Source organism: Blautia sp. AF19-10LB, assembly GCF_003461245.1.
Lineage (GTDB): Bacteria > Bacillota > Clostridia > Lachnospirales > Lachnospiraceae > Blautia_A > Blautia_A intestinihominis.
In genome coordinates, this window is sequence record NZ_QTWS01000015.1 from 38,933 (window position 1) to 54,434 (window position 15,502).

Below are 15,502 nucleotides of genomic sequence, written 5' to 3' on the forward strand. Positions count from 1 at the left end.
CAGTATAAACCATATTTCCTGAAATTGCAAGACCTTTTACAACAAAATTTAGTATGTAAAAACAGCAATTCCATATGCAGGAAGCGGATATGCAAAAGAGAATTCTCTGTGGTCGCACTCCTGTGCTTCTGCCTTGAATACCTTCGGTTTGTCCAGAAGTCCATGCTCATCCATGATAAGTTTGTACTGTTTTTTCTTCGGAACGCCAACACGATAATCCGGACGTTCTACCGGTGTATAGTTTACTACAAACAGGAGGTTATTTCTCTTGGTCGGTGATTTACGAACCAGGCTGAAAATGCTTCTGTCTGCATCGTCTGCATTGATCCATTCAAATCCTTCTGGATCATTGTCACCTGCATACAGTGCAGGATATTTCTTATACATATGAAACAATGTCTTGACAAAATTCTGGAGATCCTTGTGGTTGTCCTCTTTAAGAAGATACCAGTCAAGTTCTCTCTCCTCACTCCACTCACGAAGCTGTCCGAAGTCCTGACCCATAAACAGAAGTTTCTTGCCCGGATGGAAGATCATAAACGCATATGCTGCCTTAAGGTTCTTGAATTTGTCATCCGGATATCCCGGCATCTTGCTCAGCATGGAACACTTAAGATGTACGACCTCATCATGTGAAATGACAAGTACATATCTCTCACTGTATGCATATGTCATTGAGAAAGTCATCTTATTGTGATCGCCCTTACGGAAATATGGATCCAGTTTCATGTATTCCAGGAAATCATTCATCCAGCCCATGTTCCATTTCAGTGAGAATCCAAGACCATTGTCCTCTGCTTTCCCTGTAACCTGCGGCCATGCGGTAGACTCCTCTGCGATCATAACCGTACCGTGGTTTCTTCCAAGTACAACGGTATTCAGATGTTTGAAGAATTCTATTGCTTCAAGGTTCTTGTTATCACCGTACTTATTGGCAACCCACTCGCCATCTTTCTTGCCATAATCCAGATAGAGCATAGATGCAACTGCATCTACACGGAGGCCGTCTACATGGCATTCCTCGATCCAGTACAGTGCGTTGGCGATCAGGAAGTTCTTGACTTCCGGACGTCCGTAATTGTAGATCTTGGTTCCCCAGTCAGGATGCTCACCCTGTCTCGGGTCTTCATGCTCATAGACAGCAGTTCCATCGAAATTGGCAAGTCCATGTGCATCCTTCGGGAAATGAGCCGGAACCCAGTCGAGTATAACACCGATCTTGTTTCTGTGCAGGTAATCCACCATATATTTGAAATCCTGTGCAGTACCATACCTGGAAGTCGGTGCATAATATCCTGTTACCTGATATCCCCAGGATCCGTCAAATGGATGCTCTGCAATTCCCATAAGTTCTACATGAGTATATCCCATCTCTTTGACATAGGCCGCCAGTTCATGTGCAAATTCACGGTAATTATAAAATCCCGGATCATCCTCATTCTCTACCGGATGTTTCTTCCAGGAACCCGGATGTACTTCATAGATTGCCATCGGTTCACGTTTCTCGTCAAATTCCGGACGCTTCTTCATCCAGGTGGTATCTTTCCATTTGTAATCCGTAATGTCTGTAATTCTTGATGCCGTTCCCGGTCTGAGTTCTGCTTCATTTGCGTATGGATCTGCCTTATAAAGTTCTTCTCCATGATATCCGACAATAAAGAATTTGTACAGATCTCCAACTTTGGCACCCGGAACAAAGATCTCATATACTCCGATCTCACCGACTCTGTTCATTGGATTTGCCTGATTATCCCAGTTATTAAAATCACCGATTACAGAAACATATCTTGCATTCGGTGCCCAGACTGCAAAATAGACACCCTTCTTGCGATGCTGTGTGGTAGGATGAGCTCCTAATTTCTTATAGATGTCGTAATGAGTTCCCTGCCCGAACAGATACTGATCCAGTTCTGTAAACTGCATTTTCTCTCCCATCCAGAAATTCCTCCCTTAATTCAAAATTGAGCAGGCTGAAAATATAGAGTCCTGTCTGTGCAGTATATGATTATCGGTAATCTGCACATTTTACTCCTCTTATTCAAGCCGATTTATAGACATATTATACCAATCCAGACTGTTTACGTCAATTAAAAGTATGTCCTGTTACTACAATCTCCCTACAAAAAAATGAGGGCAGAACTGTTATTTCTGTTCTGTCCTCATTTGTATTTCTTATTTAGTATGTATCGTACGAATCGTCGCCGGAATCCTCATCATAGTAGTCTCCGGAATCATCGTATCCAGAGTCTCCACTGTCTCCCGAGTCATCATAACTGGAGCTGTCATCGCCAGAGTCATAATCTTCTGAATCACTTCCATCTCCTGAAGAGCCGTCTCCGCCGGAATCCCCAGAACTGCTGTCACTGCTGCCATCAGAAGAATCTCCATCGGAAGAACTTCCGTCACTGACATCAGTACTGTCTGTAGAACTGTCGTCTGTAGATTCAGTGTCCGCAGAACTCTCAGATCCATCTGATGCATCGCTTCCATCTGTAGAATCCGTATTACCGTTATATCCCGGAACCGTTCCTGCCTGAAGCTGGCTGTCCCAGAACTGTGAGTATGTCGTATTCTGTAATGTTACATTCTTGGCTGCTGCCAGTTCACTGACTGTCATCAGTTTATAGCCCTGTGAAACCAGATCCGGTATCAGTTTCAATGCTGCCTGAACGGAAGGTTCATGAATATCATGCATCAGTACGATTGTACCATCTGTCAGATCGCCATTCATAACGGCATCATAATCTGCTGTTGCATCCATCAGCTTCCAGTCTTCTGTATCAAGAGACCACATGAAGAACGGCTTCTGTACTGCATCATAGATATCCTGATTGGCTGCTCCATAAGGTGCCCTGGCTACCGTTGCTGCCTGTCCGCAGGCCTGTACAAGTGCATCGTCTGTCTTCTGGAATTCTGTGACAACATCATCAATCGACATATTTGTTAAAGTCTGACTTGGATGATCCCAGGTATGGTTACCGATCTCACATCCAAGATCGACCATCCTCTGTACGGTTGATTCCCAGGAACCTACATTCTGTCCTACCATGAAGAATGTCGCATGTGCATTATTCGCTTCCAGACAATCCAAAAGTTCATCTGTATATTCTCCAGGACCATCATCAAAGGTAAGTGCAATTCGTGGTTTATGTGTATTTGGATCATATGTACCGTCATCATTGAAGTAATAATCATCAAATCCAACGCTTATCCATCCTGTCTGAATGTAACCATTCTCATCAAAATAATAGGTGGAACCATCTATTTCCTGCATACCTCCGGCAAAATAAGTGCCATCTGCATTCTGATACCATTTACCATTTTCATTTTCATTCCATCCAATAGACATCTGCGATGCCTTTGCCAGATCATTCTTGAGTGGATATCTTGCCGCTGAATTGACTGCTGATGTCGTCGTTGTATCCGCCGTGCTGTCTGTTCCGTCTGAAACTGTATCGGAATTCACATTCGTCTGATCAGTTTCTGCCTGAACCTGTGCCGGTTTATCAACACTCTTTCCACCGATTCTGTTGACAACGGGGATCAGAATTCCCCTTATAACAAATATAACTACGAGAATGACTGCAATGACATATGCGCCCAGGCGCATCATCTTACGTCTTCTCATCTGTTGCTGCTTTTTGCGTATTCGTTCACGCAATACTTTCTTATCCATGATTTCCACCTGCTGTATTTTATATCTCTAGCGTTACTGTTGCCTGTACTTCAGAAACGCATTCATCTTATTATCATAACGCATTTATTATGGAAATACAATTGTCTTTTCTTATTTATTCATTACTCTTCTACTGTATTGTCCTCAATTGACTCTTCTGACATATTCTCTTCCGTTTCATCCTGTGTTTCCTCACTTCCATCATATTCAGTGAGGTCTGAACCGGTATCTTCTGCTTCAGTATATGCATCTTCGTTTTCAATAGAATCCTCTGCACTTCCTGTCTTTTCGTTGACAGTAGACTGGTCTACAATAAATTTCTCCACACGAAGAAGTGCCAGTGATTCATTTACTTCATCCTCTCCATATGTTTCAATCAGCTCATCAATGCTTGCCACTCCATAGTCCAGAATCAGGTTATTCTTTAATTCTTCTGTCTCTGCATCACTCAGACTCAGTCCCTCAGCATCAATGATTCCCTGAACGATCAGATTCTGTTCAACTTTGGATTCTGCATAATTTTTGCATTCTTCATTAAATTCATCTTCTGTCAGATCCCATGCTTCCAGCAGATCACTCAGTTCCATTCCATTGTCTTTTGCAGTCTGTTCATTGAGTGCTTTATAGCTTTCTTCTGCTTTTTTGACATCTTCTTCCGGGTATTTCTTAATCTCAGATGTATCAAGTACCTCAGACCATGCTGTTGCATACAATTCATTATCTGCTGTCGTGGATGCCTGTTTTTCCAGTTCCTCTCTTACAGATTTCTTATAGTCATCTACAGTTTTGTAATCTGTATTGGAAGCAACCCATTCATCTGTCAGTTCAGATGCTCTTGTAAATTTCTGAAGAGTCACCTTAAAAACAGCTTCCTTACCGGAAAGAGAATCATCCTCGCTGTAACCTTCCGGTAAAGTAAGAGTCAGTTCTTTGGTTTCTCCCTTTTTCATTCCAACCAGACCATCTTCAAAACCATCGATTCCCATATCTCCTTCACCGACAACAAGTTCATAGTCATCGGCAGAACTTCCGTCAAACTCTTTACCGTCTACAGTACCTGTAAAATTAATGGTCACAATATCTCCATATTCAACAGTTCCATCTGTAACCTCTGTTCCCTTGTCCTGTAATTCATAGTTGATTTCTGCATCCACATCATCATCTGTTACTGCCTGTGTATAACGATCCAGTGTAAGTCCTTTGTAATCTCCAATTGTAACATAATCAGAAACATCTTTTACCGAAATAATTCTTGTCTCTTCCTTCTTGGAATCAGAAGTCTTGGAATCTGTCTTGTCCGTATCAGAATTGTCAGAAGCCGTTTCTGTTTTGGCGGTAGTCTTATCAGTCTTATCAGAACTGTCCTTGCTTCCACACGCAGTAAGAGATACCGCCATACAAGTTACTAACATTGCTGCTACTACTTTTTTCTTCATGAAAAATCTCCTTTCAAATCTGGTTATTATTTACATTTCCGGAACCGGAGTCGGCCGGGAAGAATCCCATACATCAGAAACATCAAAAAGGTCACTGAGCATATCCGGGTTATAGTACATTCTATATCCATCCAGGTTTCTTCTTCCCTGGCGGAAATACTGATCTGTGATCTGAACAAAATACTGACTGGAATCTACGTTGCAGAAATAATTGTATCCCGCGCTCTTGTAATACTGGAACTTCGGATTATCAGAAGAATATCCCTCCCAGTCACCAATATCCGCGCCAAACGCAAAGATGACCATATCTGTATCACCAAGGATCGGAGCCACATAAGCTTTCCATTTCTTATCATCAGTCTCAAGATCCTCTGCGGAACGCTCTGTTGCATTCATGTGTCCCCAGGTATGGCTCGCAAATTCCCATCCCTCTGCTTTCATGGCATCTGCTACCTTCGTTGCCTCCTTAACATCCTGGTCGTAATCAAAATCAGGATTATCATCCAGGAATTTCTTCTGGTCATCCTGAAGATTTTCTTTGGTCTTGTAGGCTATATCAGTTCTGTATCCCAGTACTCCGTTATAACCTGTCATCGCAAGGATTCCCTTGCGTCCATGATAGGAAAAATCCGGATGTTCTTTGATAAAAGAATCCAACAGCGGAACAAGATCATAATCTCCTACCAGAACATTTCCATCTGCATCAATGTATTCTGTTTTTACATCTCCATTTTCATCGAGTACAAGTTTGGATGCACATCCATCATCATCCATATAATGATAATAGCTGACATCGTCCTGAGAAAGCACAAACGGGATCTTGCCCTCCGGCACCATGATCTTGCCGCGGCTCATCGTACCATCCTTGTTCACTGTTGCCATGTCATGCGGGCTTACCAGAACATAGCCCTTATCATACATGATCTGAATGATCTTATTGAACTCACTGACAGTCGTCATAACCTGATTGTAGTTTCCGGATTTGGAATCTCCGTCAAAAGCCCTGGAAGTGTCCTCGATCAGTGTGTGAAAAAACACATGTGTGATCTGTTCCAGTGGATACTCTACAAGTGAAGACTTTGCAATCTGGCACTTGGCTGCCAGGTCCATATAGTCCTTGTTTTTCGTAAAATCTTTCTGACCCTTCAGAAGTTTGATCGCCTCATCGTAATTATACTGTTCGTACATGATCGTTGCCTGATCGAGAACTGTCTGATCCTTACTGGATTTCTCAGAATCAGTGTCCTCTGTGTCTCCGGCATCTGCCTCACTGCTGTCTGTCTCTGCTTCATCCTGAGAAGCAGTCTGGTAAGTTTTTACTGTTTTGGTTTCTTTTTCTGCTATATGATTCAAAAGCGGCAGAATATAACTGCCGCTCAGAAGTATCGAAGCTGACAAAATACATGTAAGTATCACAGCTCTTTTCTTCATAGTTAGTAACTCCTTCTTTCTTATTTGTTTAACCCATCGGTGGAACCGGAGTCGGTCTGCTTGGATCAAAAACATCTTTTGCATTGAACAGGTCTTCCAGAAGATCCGGATTATAGTACATACGATATCCGTCCAGATTTCGTCTTCCCTGACGGAAATAGCGATCCCGGATCTGCACAAAATATTTGCTGGAATCTACATTACAATAATAATTATATCCGACACTCTTGAGATATTCAAATTTATCACCGGAATAGTCCTCCTGAGTGGTCAGATCCGTACCAAATGCAAAAATAATAATATCCGTTCCTCCGATCAGGGGATCCACATTATCCTTGAACTTCTGTGTATCTGCCTGAAGCTGTTCCAGAGAAATCTGTCCGATGTTTTGATGACCCCAGGTATGACTGGCAAACAACCATCCATCCTCTTTCATAGCATCAGCAACTTTCTTTGCTTCTTCCCGTTCTTTGTCCAGACTGAAATCCGGGTGTGCATCCAGCCATTCAACTTTGTTATCATCCAGATCTGCCGGACGTGTTTCATAGCTGATATCTGTTCGATATCCCAGAATTCCATTATATCCGGTCAATGCAACGATTCCCTTGGCTCCTCTGTAAGAAAAATCAGGATGTTCTTCTACGAAACGATCGATCAATGGAACCATATCATAGTCACCTACTGATACACTTCCATCATCCTCAATATATTCATTTCGAATCTTGCCTTCATCATCTACAACCAGTTTGGAGGCAAATCCATCACCATCCATATAATGGTAATAACAGACATCATCCTGAGAAAGTACAAACGGGATCTTACCTTCCGGAAGAAGGATCTCTCCCGGTGACATGGTTCCATCCTCATTTACAGTAGCCATGTCCTTGATGCTTACCATCACATACCCCTTATCATACATGGTCTGTGTGATCTTGTTGAATTCATCGATCGTGGTCATGACCTGATTATAATCTGCTTCCTTGTAATCACCATCAAAAGCTTTGCTCGGATCTTTGATAAGAATGTGATAAAAAACATGTGTCACTTCTTCCAGTGGCCATGATTTACAGGAAGCTTTGGCCTCTTCGTATTTCTTAACGGCACTCTGCATATCTGAATCGCTGCTATATGATGTATCTGCCTTAAGAAGTTCTATCGCACCGTCATAATCATACTGTGTCGCTTTAAGTTCAGCAGCTTTGAGTGTATCTTTCGGTGAACTTTTGCTGCTGGCGGTTTCCTGCTCTGTCTTGTCTCCCCCGGAAACAGAAGAACCGGAAGCATCTGCCGTCGTTTCTTTATCTGTGCCGCTGGCTGACGGCTTCGACGAAGAAAAATGTCCTGCAATTCCACGGACTGCCGCAGTTATAATAACTACTGCTGCCAACGCCATAACTATCAGGATCATCCTTCTCTGACGCTGCCGTTTCCTCTGCAGCGCCCGTCTCCTGCGCCGGCGTTCCCGAATCCGCTCTTCCTCGGTCAGATCTTCTTTTCTTACAGAAGCAGTCGTTCTTTCCCTGTATTGGTGCCTGTTCCGACTTTTACCATTATCCTTCTCCATACTAACTCCTTAGTCTTTTTTTTCTGTAATCCCCAGTATACCCGGGATTTCTGTATTTATCCCTGTCTTTAGATTTCGCTCTTTTCATTATACCTGTTTAACTATATAATTTCCACCGTTTTCCTTTTTCTTCACGGAATTTTCGTGAATTTATTTGCCTTTTGTAATAAATAATGATAGAATATATTTCGCATAAATATTTGTAATATACACACTGAGGAGGGTATCTATGAGTACACTTAGCATCGTCCTTCTTGTTATCTTGGTCATTCTGATCATTGCCCTGGTTGCACTTTATTTCTTCGGAAAGAAAGCTCAGAAGAAGCAAGAAGAACAGCAGGCACAGATTGAAGCTGCAAAACAGACTGTTTCCATGCTGATCATCGATAAGAAACGACTTCCACTCAAAGAATCCGGTCTGCCGCAGATGGTCATTGACCAGGCTCCTAAGCTGATGCGCCGTTCCAAACTGCCGATCGTTAAGGCTAAGGTTGGTCCGAAGATCTCCATACTGATCGCAGATGAGAAGGTTTTCGACCTGATCCCTGTCAAAAAAGAAGTAAAAGCCGAAGTAAGCGGTTTATACATCGTTGGAGTTAAAGGAATCCGTGGTTCTCTTGAAGCACCGGCACCTAAGAAAAAGGGATTTTTCAAAAGAATGTTCAGCAAAGACAAATAAGATCGAAAGACAATGCCCGTAAAGTATTTCAGCTTTACGGGCATTTTAATTTGATTTTATAAAACAAAATCCGCGGAATCCTTGGACTGTGCCTGTACGGTCAGATAACAGTCAGCGACATGCTCTTCGTTCATATCCAGAGCATAATCCACCTTCATCTGAATGCCGTCTTCACTCTCCTTGAGTTCCAGTCCTGTCGCTGAGATTCCCATCTGCAGCGTACCATATGGCGTATTGTAAAAAGTCTTGTTTTTCTTGCCTTCCTCAAAAACCATATGTACATTTACCTGTCCCTGCTTGCGGACTTCTACTCCGTTCGGTGACATCTTGATATAATTTACTGTAGTCTCTGCGGTATCATCCAGCATTTCTTCGTAACGGAGATAATGACTTCCGTTTCGGAAATAATACTGTCCCGGAACTACGATCTCGATCGGCTCCCGTGCATCATCTGTTTCCATCATCTGGAGCCCGCGTACATGTATCAGTACATCTTTATTCATATGTTTACTCCTCTTTAATACTTCTCTATGTCGATCTTCTTTGCCATTGAAACATCATATGGCAAGATAGAATTTGCAAAATCCTTAAACTCATCTGCCAGGTCACTGACATAAAAGCGATACGGAAAATCCTCTTCACCTGTTCCACTGCTGGAAATATCCATCTCTGCAAGAAGTGCCTTCAGCTGTAAGGCTGTCTCGTATGCCGGATTAACCAGTCGCACGCCCTCACCCATGACTTCTCTGATCGTAGAACGGATCAGCGGATAATGTGTACAGCCGAGGATCAGTGTGTCAATTTCTTTATCCTTCAGTTCCTGAAGGTATCTGGACACGATCTCCGTAGTTACAGGATCATGAAGCCATCCTTCCTCGACCAGCGGAACAAACAACGGACATGCCTTGCCTATCACTGTGATCTCCGGATCAAGCTGTTTAAGATACGCCTCATGAATACCGCTTCCGACAGTTCCAAGCGTTCCGATCACGCCGACTCGCTTATTGCGTGTCTCCTTTGCAGCAACCTTGGCTCCTGCTTCGATCACTCCAAGTACAGGGATATCCAGTTCATCCTTCACTGCATCCAGGGCAAATGCACTTGCCGTGTTGCAGGCGATCACGATTGCCTTGACCTGCTGCTCCTCCAGAAAATGAATGATCTGTCTGGAATAGCGGATGACTGTATCCTTGGATTTACTTCCATAAGGAACTCTCGCCGTATCGCCAAAATAAACGATCTTCTCCGATGGAAGATTTCTCATGATCTCCCTGGCTACGGTAAGACCGCCTACTCCGGAATCAAATACACCGATCGGTGCATCTCTGTCTATTTTCATAAATCTATTTCTCCAGTCCTTTATGTTCTGTTTGCTATGTAAGACTCAGAAAAAGCCACAGCCTCTCTGAATCGTTCTTTAATCTTACCACCTCTCCAGGGCTTTCGCAAGCCAGAAGGAAAGCTTTGGCGGCTGTTTTACAGTATTTTCATAATTAGCGCTATTCTGTGATCCTCTCTCAAAACAAAACTGTGGATACAGGGTTCCCCACCACGCCATAATACTGCAATCCTCGACATTTTTCGTGCCTCCGAACAAAAGTGTTACTGCCAGCATGCCTGTCATCACAGACAACAGAAGTCTTTTTTTCCAGTTCCTTAACCAGTCCATTTGGGTACCTCCGAATCTATGAAAATAAAATCGTCTTCTGTCTGGAGTATGGACGTTTTTCTGCAAATTTATTCCAGATATACCTGAATTTCTCCATTCTGCAGGATGATCTCAGAAATTCCTGGTAACGTGCCATTCTCATACCACTGATGATATACCTGGCGCAACGTAGTACCGTTTTTCTCCTGATCCGGAATCCTGTTTTCAAGAAGTCCCGGCAGGTATTCCCCTATCGAGGTTCCTTCCTTGTTCCAGTCCATAAGCTCTGTCAGATTTTCTGTCCGGAATACATATACATTTTCACCGATCAGCGGTTCTTTTTCCAGATAAGATAACAGTTCACTCCATCTGTCTGACTGTGTCAGATCATTCTTAAGGATCAGCACCTGCAGATGTCCCATGTCCAGATATTTTTCCTGTGAACGGTCATATATTTTTTCTATCGTTTCAAAATCCACACCTGTTATCGCCAGTGCAGAATTTCCTGCCTCTTCTTTTTCCTGTCCTTCTGCACTTGGAAGTTCCGGCAGTCCATAAATAAATTTCCACCCATTTTCCGACTGCTCTACGCCGAGTGCAAGTGGATACATTCTCTTTTCCGGTTCAATTCCCGCACATCCGCTCAGTGTCAACGCGCAGATCAGCAAAACAACTGTAGTCGTTTTTCTTATTTTCTTTTTCTGTCCATGAAAAAGGATCGCCATCTGTATGAGCAGAAGTCCCGGGACAAAAATACTTCTCAGATAGTTTCTGTAGAATATCACCACATCCATACCTGGTACTTCCACCAATGACAATACGAAGATCAGAATTGCCAGCCAGTATTTCGCCGTTCCCAGATGGCATTTCTCCGTGATCTGATAGCCATAGTAAAAAAGACTTCCCATTGCAAACAACAATCCATACAGAAGAAATCCCATCCAGAGAACATCAAATCTCGCAAGGACATTTCCCGGAAGATCTGCCCCTGCAAGAAGAGGCAGGATTGGATATGTTTCTGTAAGAAGCCGTCTCCACCCAAATACTGCCGGCAATAAAATAAGAACTCCTGCAAAGATTCCACCTACAGTGAGGACAGACGCTATGATTGTCTTGCCTGCACTTCCCCGCTTCTCTACATCACGCATGATAAACGGCAGAAGTCCGATCCCGGAAAATCCACACAGAAAAAGATAACTGCTCTGAATGACTCCACTCCCGCTCACTCGCTCTGTTTCAAACATCTCCTGAAGATAATCAACACGTGTCTGTCCAAGGCACAGTACCATCATCAGAAGGATTCCAACCAAAAGCAAACCTCCGGAAACTTCTGCCATCCGTCCCCGTCTCTGGATTCCTCGTTCTGTTCCCACACTGCATATAACGACTACCAGAAAAGAGATCCAGCCCGCCGGCACTCCCAGGATCAGCCACCTTGGCACGATCTGCTCCAGTATCTTCAAGATATAAACTGCCGTCAGGATAATATACGCCAGAAAAAAGAGTCCTGCTATCCGTCCCCAGAACCTTCCAAAAAAACGTACCATATCCGAATATCCGCTGGTCACTCTCAAAAGCACAAAAACATAAATGACCAGCAGGATCACTGCCGCCAGAACACCTGCGATTCCCGTCATTCCCTGAATCCCGTTTTTCCCAGGAAGACAGATCAGGAAAGGAGCCAGAAACGTCAGGATCATCTGGCGATAAAGCTGTCTGTGCGAAATCCTGTTATTCTCCGCAAATTTCATGAGTCTTTCTCCTCCTGTTCCTGAACTTTCCGGGAATCTTCCCGGCGGCTTTCTCCGGAATCATCGGAATCATTTTTCCGCAGACGGATTTTCTGTTCCCATCTTGCATAGAGCGGCCTCTGCCATCTCTTCCTGAACGGGATCCGCAGGATTCCTTCGCCAGCATCGCGGCAGGGTTCTTTTTTTATAAACGGAAGAAGGTACGGCATGCCGCAACTCAGAAGCCCGGAGAGATGTGCCACTGTCAGATAGATCCCCAGAACGATTCCAAAGATTCCAAGATATCCACCCAGAAACAGAAATACATATTTCAAAAGTCGGAATGCTGCGGCAAACTCTTCCTCCGGGATCACCATCGATCCCAGTGCGGTCAATGCAACGATCATAACAACGATAGGACTGACCAGATTTGCACTGACTGCCGCCTGACCAATGATCAGGCCTCCCACGATTCCGATCGCATTCCCCAATGCCCCGGGGACCCGCACTCCTGCCTCCCGGATCAGTTCAAACGAGAGTTCCAGAAAGATCAGTTCGACCACGCTGGAAAAAGGTACTCCCTCCCGTGCTTTTGCAAAAGACAGGATCAGATTTGCCGGAAGTATCTGTGTGTGAAAGCGGATCACTGCAAGGTAAAGCCCCGGGAGCAGTGTCGCCACAAGCAGTGCAAGATAACGAAGTGCCCGCAGAAACGATGCCATTTCAAAATGATGAAACCAGTCCTCGCTGCTCTCCATAAAGCCATTAAAGGAACTTGGAAGGATCAGTGCGGACGGAGAATTGTCACAGAGCACCACGATCTTTCCATTCAGGATCTCCATCGCCGCCCGGTCGGGACGTTCCGTTGTCTGATACTGTGGAAACGGTGAATACCATGTTCTGTCTGTAAGCTGTTCCAGCATTCCACTGTCAAAGATTCCATCTATCCTGTATTCATCCAGACTGGTTTTGATATTCTCCAGAAGATCTTCCTGAACGAGATCTTCCATGTAGAGAAGCTGCAGGACTGTCTTTGATCGGACACCTGTCGTTTTTTCCTCGACCTTCATTCTGCTGTTCCGGATCCGCTTTCTGACCAGTGCGGAGTTTGTTTTTACAGAATCCGAAAATCCTTCTTTGGAACCGCGCAGGACTTTTTCTGATTTCGCTTCGGAAACTCCCATGTCCGGGTATCCCTTGCTGGATATTTTCATCGCCTTGTCATATCCGTCTATAAAAAAAACTGCATTTCCTGCAAGAACTGCTGACAGGACTTCTTCCATATCCGCCAGTTTCTGCACATCTGCGATCCCCAGACTGTTGTTCCGCATAAATTCCTGTATCTGCCCCGGTGAGATCTCCCAGAAATGATTGATCATCTTGCCCAGTGCAGAATCATCCAGCATCATATTTGAAACTGCCACTTCGATATAGACCATCAGACAGTCTATTTTGCTTTCGCTTCCCAGACGCATGGGGCGGATCAGGATATCTGCACAGTTCTCGAATTTTTCTCTGATGTAGGATTCATTTTTTCTCAGTTCACTGTGGATTTTGGTCTTTTGATCCATTGCATCCTCCTGTTGTAATCGTAATCCATAAAAAAAAAGAGATACACACAATATGTATCTCTTTTAGAATAACCGGATTATACAATTTTATTTACAGTTCAGCGATTTTTTGTTTCTTCCCTGATAGAGCGGATGATCGCCTCTCTCTGGTTCTCGATATGCTGATAAGAAATCTCCTTGGCTTTCTTGAGGTCACGATTCTTGATCGCCTCGTAGATCTCCTCATGTTCCTTAACAAGAAGGTTTCTTGTTTCTTCATCCTTGAGATATTCCACACGATATCTGTAGATCTGCTCACGAAGATTATTCAGTACCTGATTCAGTCTGCGGTTGTCGGAAGATTTGTAGATCACTTCATGAAAAGTTACATCGGCTTCTGCCAGCTTAACAAGATTTCCCTCTGCCATCGTATCCTCAAAGTTCTTGGCTGCTTTCCAGAGATCATCAAGCTGCTCCTCGGTCATGCGCGCGCATGCATTCTCGATCGACAGATTTTCAAGTGCCATACGGACTTCCAGTACATCATTCAGATCCTTCTCTGTAATGTTCGCCACCTGTGCACCGCGGCGCGGGATCATCACGACCAGACCTTCCAGTTCCAGCTTACGCATCGCCTCACGAACAGGAGTCCTGCTGACTCCAAGTTTCTCCGCCAGCGCGATCTCCATCAGTCGTTCTCCGGGTTTCAGCTCACCCTTCAGAATCGCTTTACGCAGTGTGTTAAATACCACATCTCTTAACGGCAGATATTCATTCATATCAACAGAAAAATCATTCATCTTAAGTACCTCCTGTAAAAAATTCCCCTCAGTCTTTGCGGTTAAAAACTTCTGTAGCAAATACAGTCTTGGCCAGATGACTGCTTCGCAGAACCCTGGCTGCTGCTTTCATCTTGTTCTTATCATCAAAAATACCAAAGACAGTCGGACCGCTTCCGCTCATCATTGCCTTGAGTGCACCATGTGCTTCCATGAGATCCTTGATCTCCTGGATCACCGGATATTTGCCGATGATCCCCGGTTCAAATACATTTCCCATTCGGGAAACCATAGTATAAAGATCTCCATTCTCAATATCAGAGATCATACCATCAATATCAGGATGTGCTCCCATATTCTGAAGATCCAGATTTTCATAAGCCAGTTTCGTAGAAACATTGACCGCCGGTTTGCCAACCAGAATATAACATTTCGGAAGCTGCGGAAGTCTGGTCAGTTTCTCACCGATTCCCTCAGCCAGTGCTGTTCCACGCATAATGCAGTACGGCACATCTGCCCCGATCTGCACAGCACGCTCCATGAGTTCCTGCTCACTTAAGCCAAGATGAAACATCTTGTTTACACCGACAAACGCTGCCGCTGCATCGGAACTTCCGCCTGCCATACCTGCTGCCACCGGAATGGACTTGGTAAGCTTCATGGAAATTCCCTCCTGGATATCAAATTCATCCATGAGAAGTTTCGCTGCCTTATATACCAGATTTCTCTCATCTGACGGAACATAAAGAAGATTCGTAGTCAATGTGATCCCCGGTGAAGATTTCCGCCGGATATCCAGAAGATCATACATCTGGATCGTCTGCATCAGCATACGAACTTCATGGTAACCATCGTCTCTTTTACCCAGGATATCCAGTCCCAGATTAATTTTCGCCATTGCTCGCAAACGCATAAATATCCCCTCTGTCCTTTGTGATTTTGTTTCTTTTTTCATTTCTTTTGTACTTTGTATACAATATGATTGTATCTATTTTAAATGATTTTTTTC

General features: G+C 43.9%; 13 protein-coding genes. 1 reads left to right on the forward strand and 12 read right to left on the reverse strand.

Going from position 1 to position 15,502, the window contains the following annotated elements; genetic code table 11:
- Positions 1-48 precede the first annotated feature (48 nt).
- The 5 genes from glgB to DWX28_RS09815 all read right to left on the reverse strand — a co-directional run bounded on the left by glgB (position 49) and on the right by DWX28_RS09815 (position 8,107).
- Complete coding sequence (glgB, locus tag DWX28_RS09795; protein WP_118252574.1) at positions 49-1,935, reverse strand: 1,4-alpha-glucan branching protein GlgB; 1,887 nt, start codon at positions 1,933-1,935, stop codon at positions 49-51.
- A 241-nt stretch (positions 1,936-2,176) separates the two neighbouring features.
- Positions 2,177-3,676 carry a polysaccharide deacetylase family protein gene (locus DWX28_RS09800; RefSeq protein ID WP_118252575.1) on the reverse strand — a complete coding sequence of 500 codons (1,500 nt, stop codon included), beginning with the start codon at positions 3,674-3,676 and terminating at the stop codon, positions 2,177-2,179.
- A gap of 122 nt (positions 3,677-3,798) precedes the next feature.
- Positions 3,799-5,112 carry a trigger factor gene (locus tag DWX28_RS09805; protein WP_243002400.1) on the reverse strand — a complete coding sequence of 438 codons (1,314 nt, stop codon included), beginning with the start codon at positions 5,110-5,112 and terminating at the stop codon, positions 3,799-3,801.
- A gap of 30 nt (positions 5,113-5,142) precedes the next feature.
- A complete protein-coding gene (locus tag DWX28_RS09810) occupies positions 5,143-6,543 on the reverse strand; it encodes a polysaccharide deacetylase family protein (protein WP_118252576.1) in 1,401 nt (466 codons plus the stop codon).
- Positions 6,544-6,571: 28 nt separating this feature from the next.
- Positions 6,572-8,107, reverse strand: coding sequence for a polysaccharide deacetylase family protein (locus tag DWX28_RS09815; RefSeq protein ID WP_022215683.1), 1,536 nt, complete (start codon positions 8,105-8,107; stop codon positions 6,572-6,574).
- A 229-nt stretch (positions 8,108-8,336) separates the two neighbouring features.
- On the opposite strand from DWX28_RS09815, the gene DWX28_RS09820 reads away from it, so the two are divergent.
- Positions 8,337-8,786 (forward strand): hypothetical protein, encoded by a 450-nt coding sequence (locus DWX28_RS09820; protein ID WP_022215682.1) that lies wholly within the window; start codon positions 8,337-8,339, stop codon positions 8,784-8,786.
- A 56-nt stretch (positions 8,787-8,842) separates the two neighbouring features.
- Here the strand turns inward: DWX28_RS09820 and DWX28_RS09825 are convergent, their stop codons facing one another.
- From DWX28_RS09825 to ispE, 7 genes are all read right to left on the reverse strand, one after another.
- The gene (locus tag DWX28_RS09825; protein ID WP_118252577.1) at positions 8,843-9,289 is read right to left on the reverse strand and encodes a DUF1934 domain-containing protein; all 447 of its coding nucleotides are present in this window, start codon (positions 9,287-9,289) and stop codon (positions 8,843-8,845) included.
- Between the two features lie 14 nt (positions 9,290-9,303).
- Positions 9,304-10,125 carry a glutamate racemase gene (gene murI, locus DWX28_RS09830; RefSeq protein ID WP_022215680.1) on the reverse strand — a complete coding sequence of 274 codons (822 nt, stop codon included), beginning with the start codon at positions 10,123-10,125 and terminating at the stop codon, positions 9,304-9,306.
- 84 nt (positions 10,126-10,209) lie between these two features.
- Positions 10,210-10,455, reverse strand: a complete 246-nt coding sequence (locus DWX28_RS09835) for a hypothetical protein (protein WP_118252578.1) — start codon at positions 10,453-10,455, stop codon at positions 10,210-10,212.
- A gap of 68 nt (positions 10,456-10,523) precedes the next feature.
- Positions 10,524-12,185, reverse strand: a complete 1,662-nt coding sequence (locus tag DWX28_RS09840; RefSeq protein WP_118252579.1) for a GerAB/ArcD/ProY family transporter — start codon at positions 12,183-12,185, stop codon at positions 10,524-10,526.
- Positions 12,182-13,735 (reverse strand): spore germination protein, encoded by a 1,554-nt coding sequence (locus DWX28_RS09845; protein ID WP_118252580.1) that lies wholly within the window; start codon positions 13,733-13,735, stop codon positions 12,182-12,184. Before DWX28_RS09845 ends, DWX28_RS09840 begins: the two co-directional genes overlap by 4 nt.
- Positions 13,736-13,833: 98 nt before the next feature.
- Positions 13,834-14,514: a GntR family transcriptional regulator gene (locus DWX28_RS09850; RefSeq protein ID WP_022215676.1), complete on the reverse strand. Its 681-nt coding sequence runs from the start codon at positions 14,512-14,514 to the stop codon at positions 13,834-13,836.
- Between the two features lie 28 nt (positions 14,515-14,542).
- Positions 14,543-15,406, reverse strand: coding sequence for a 4-(cytidine 5'-diphospho)-2-C-methyl-D-erythritol kinase (gene ispE, locus DWX28_RS09855; protein WP_118252581.1), 864 nt, complete (start codon positions 15,404-15,406; stop codon positions 14,543-14,545).
- Positions 15,407-15,502: the final 96 nt, after the last annotated feature.

What these genes read in the sequence shown, in the direction of transcription:
- DWX28_RS09810 (WP_118252576.1), bottom strand. Translation starts at nt 6,543, where the DNA reads ATGAAGAAAAGAGCTGTGATACTTACATGTATTTTGTCAGCTTCGATA.
- DWX28_RS09825 (WP_118252577.1), bottom strand. Translation starts at nt 9,289, where the DNA reads ATGAATAAAGATGTACTGATACATGTACGCGGGCTCCAGATGATGGAA.
- murI (WP_022215680.1), bottom strand. Translation starts at nt 10,125, where the DNA reads ATGAAAATAGACAGAGATGCACCGATCGGTGTATTTGATTCCGGAGTA.
- DWX28_RS09845 (WP_118252580.1), bottom strand. Translation starts at nt 13,735, where the DNA reads ATGGATCAAAAGACCAAAATCCACAGTGAACTGAGAAAAAATGAATCC.
- DWX28_RS09835 (WP_118252578.1), bottom strand. Translation starts at nt 10,455, where the DNA reads ATGGACTGGTTAAGGAACTGGAAAAAAAGACTTCTGTTGTCTGTGATG.
- DWX28_RS09820 (WP_022215682.1), top strand. Translation starts at nt 8,337, where the DNA reads ATGAGTACACTTAGCATCGTCCTTCTTGTTATCTTGGTCATTCTGATC.
- glgB (WP_118252574.1), bottom strand. Translation starts at nt 1,935, where the DNA reads ATGGGAGAGAAAATGCAGTTTACAGAACTGGATCAGTATCTGTTCGGG.
- DWX28_RS09850 (WP_022215676.1), bottom strand. Translation starts at nt 14,514, where the DNA reads ATGAATGATTTTTCTGTTGATATGAATGAATATCTGCCGTTAAGAGAT.
- DWX28_RS09800 (WP_118252575.1), bottom strand. Translation starts at nt 3,676, where the DNA reads ATGGATAAGAAAGTATTGCGTGAACGAATACGCAAAAAGCAGCAACAG.
- DWX28_RS09815 (WP_022215683.1), bottom strand. Translation starts at nt 8,107, where the DNA reads ATGGAGAAGGATAATGGTAAAAGTCGGAACAGGCACCAATACAGGGAA.
- DWX28_RS09840 (WP_118252579.1), bottom strand. Translation starts at nt 12,185, where the DNA reads ATGAAATTTGCGGAGAATAACAGGATTTCGCACAGACAGCTTTATCGC.
- DWX28_RS09805 (WP_243002400.1), bottom strand. Translation starts at nt 5,112, where the DNA reads ATGAAGAAAAAAGTAGTAGCAGCAATGTTAGTAACTTGTATGGCGGTA.
- ispE (WP_118252581.1), bottom strand. Translation starts at nt 15,406, where the DNA reads ATGCGTTTGCGAGCAATGGCGAAAATTAATCTGGGACTGGATATCCTG.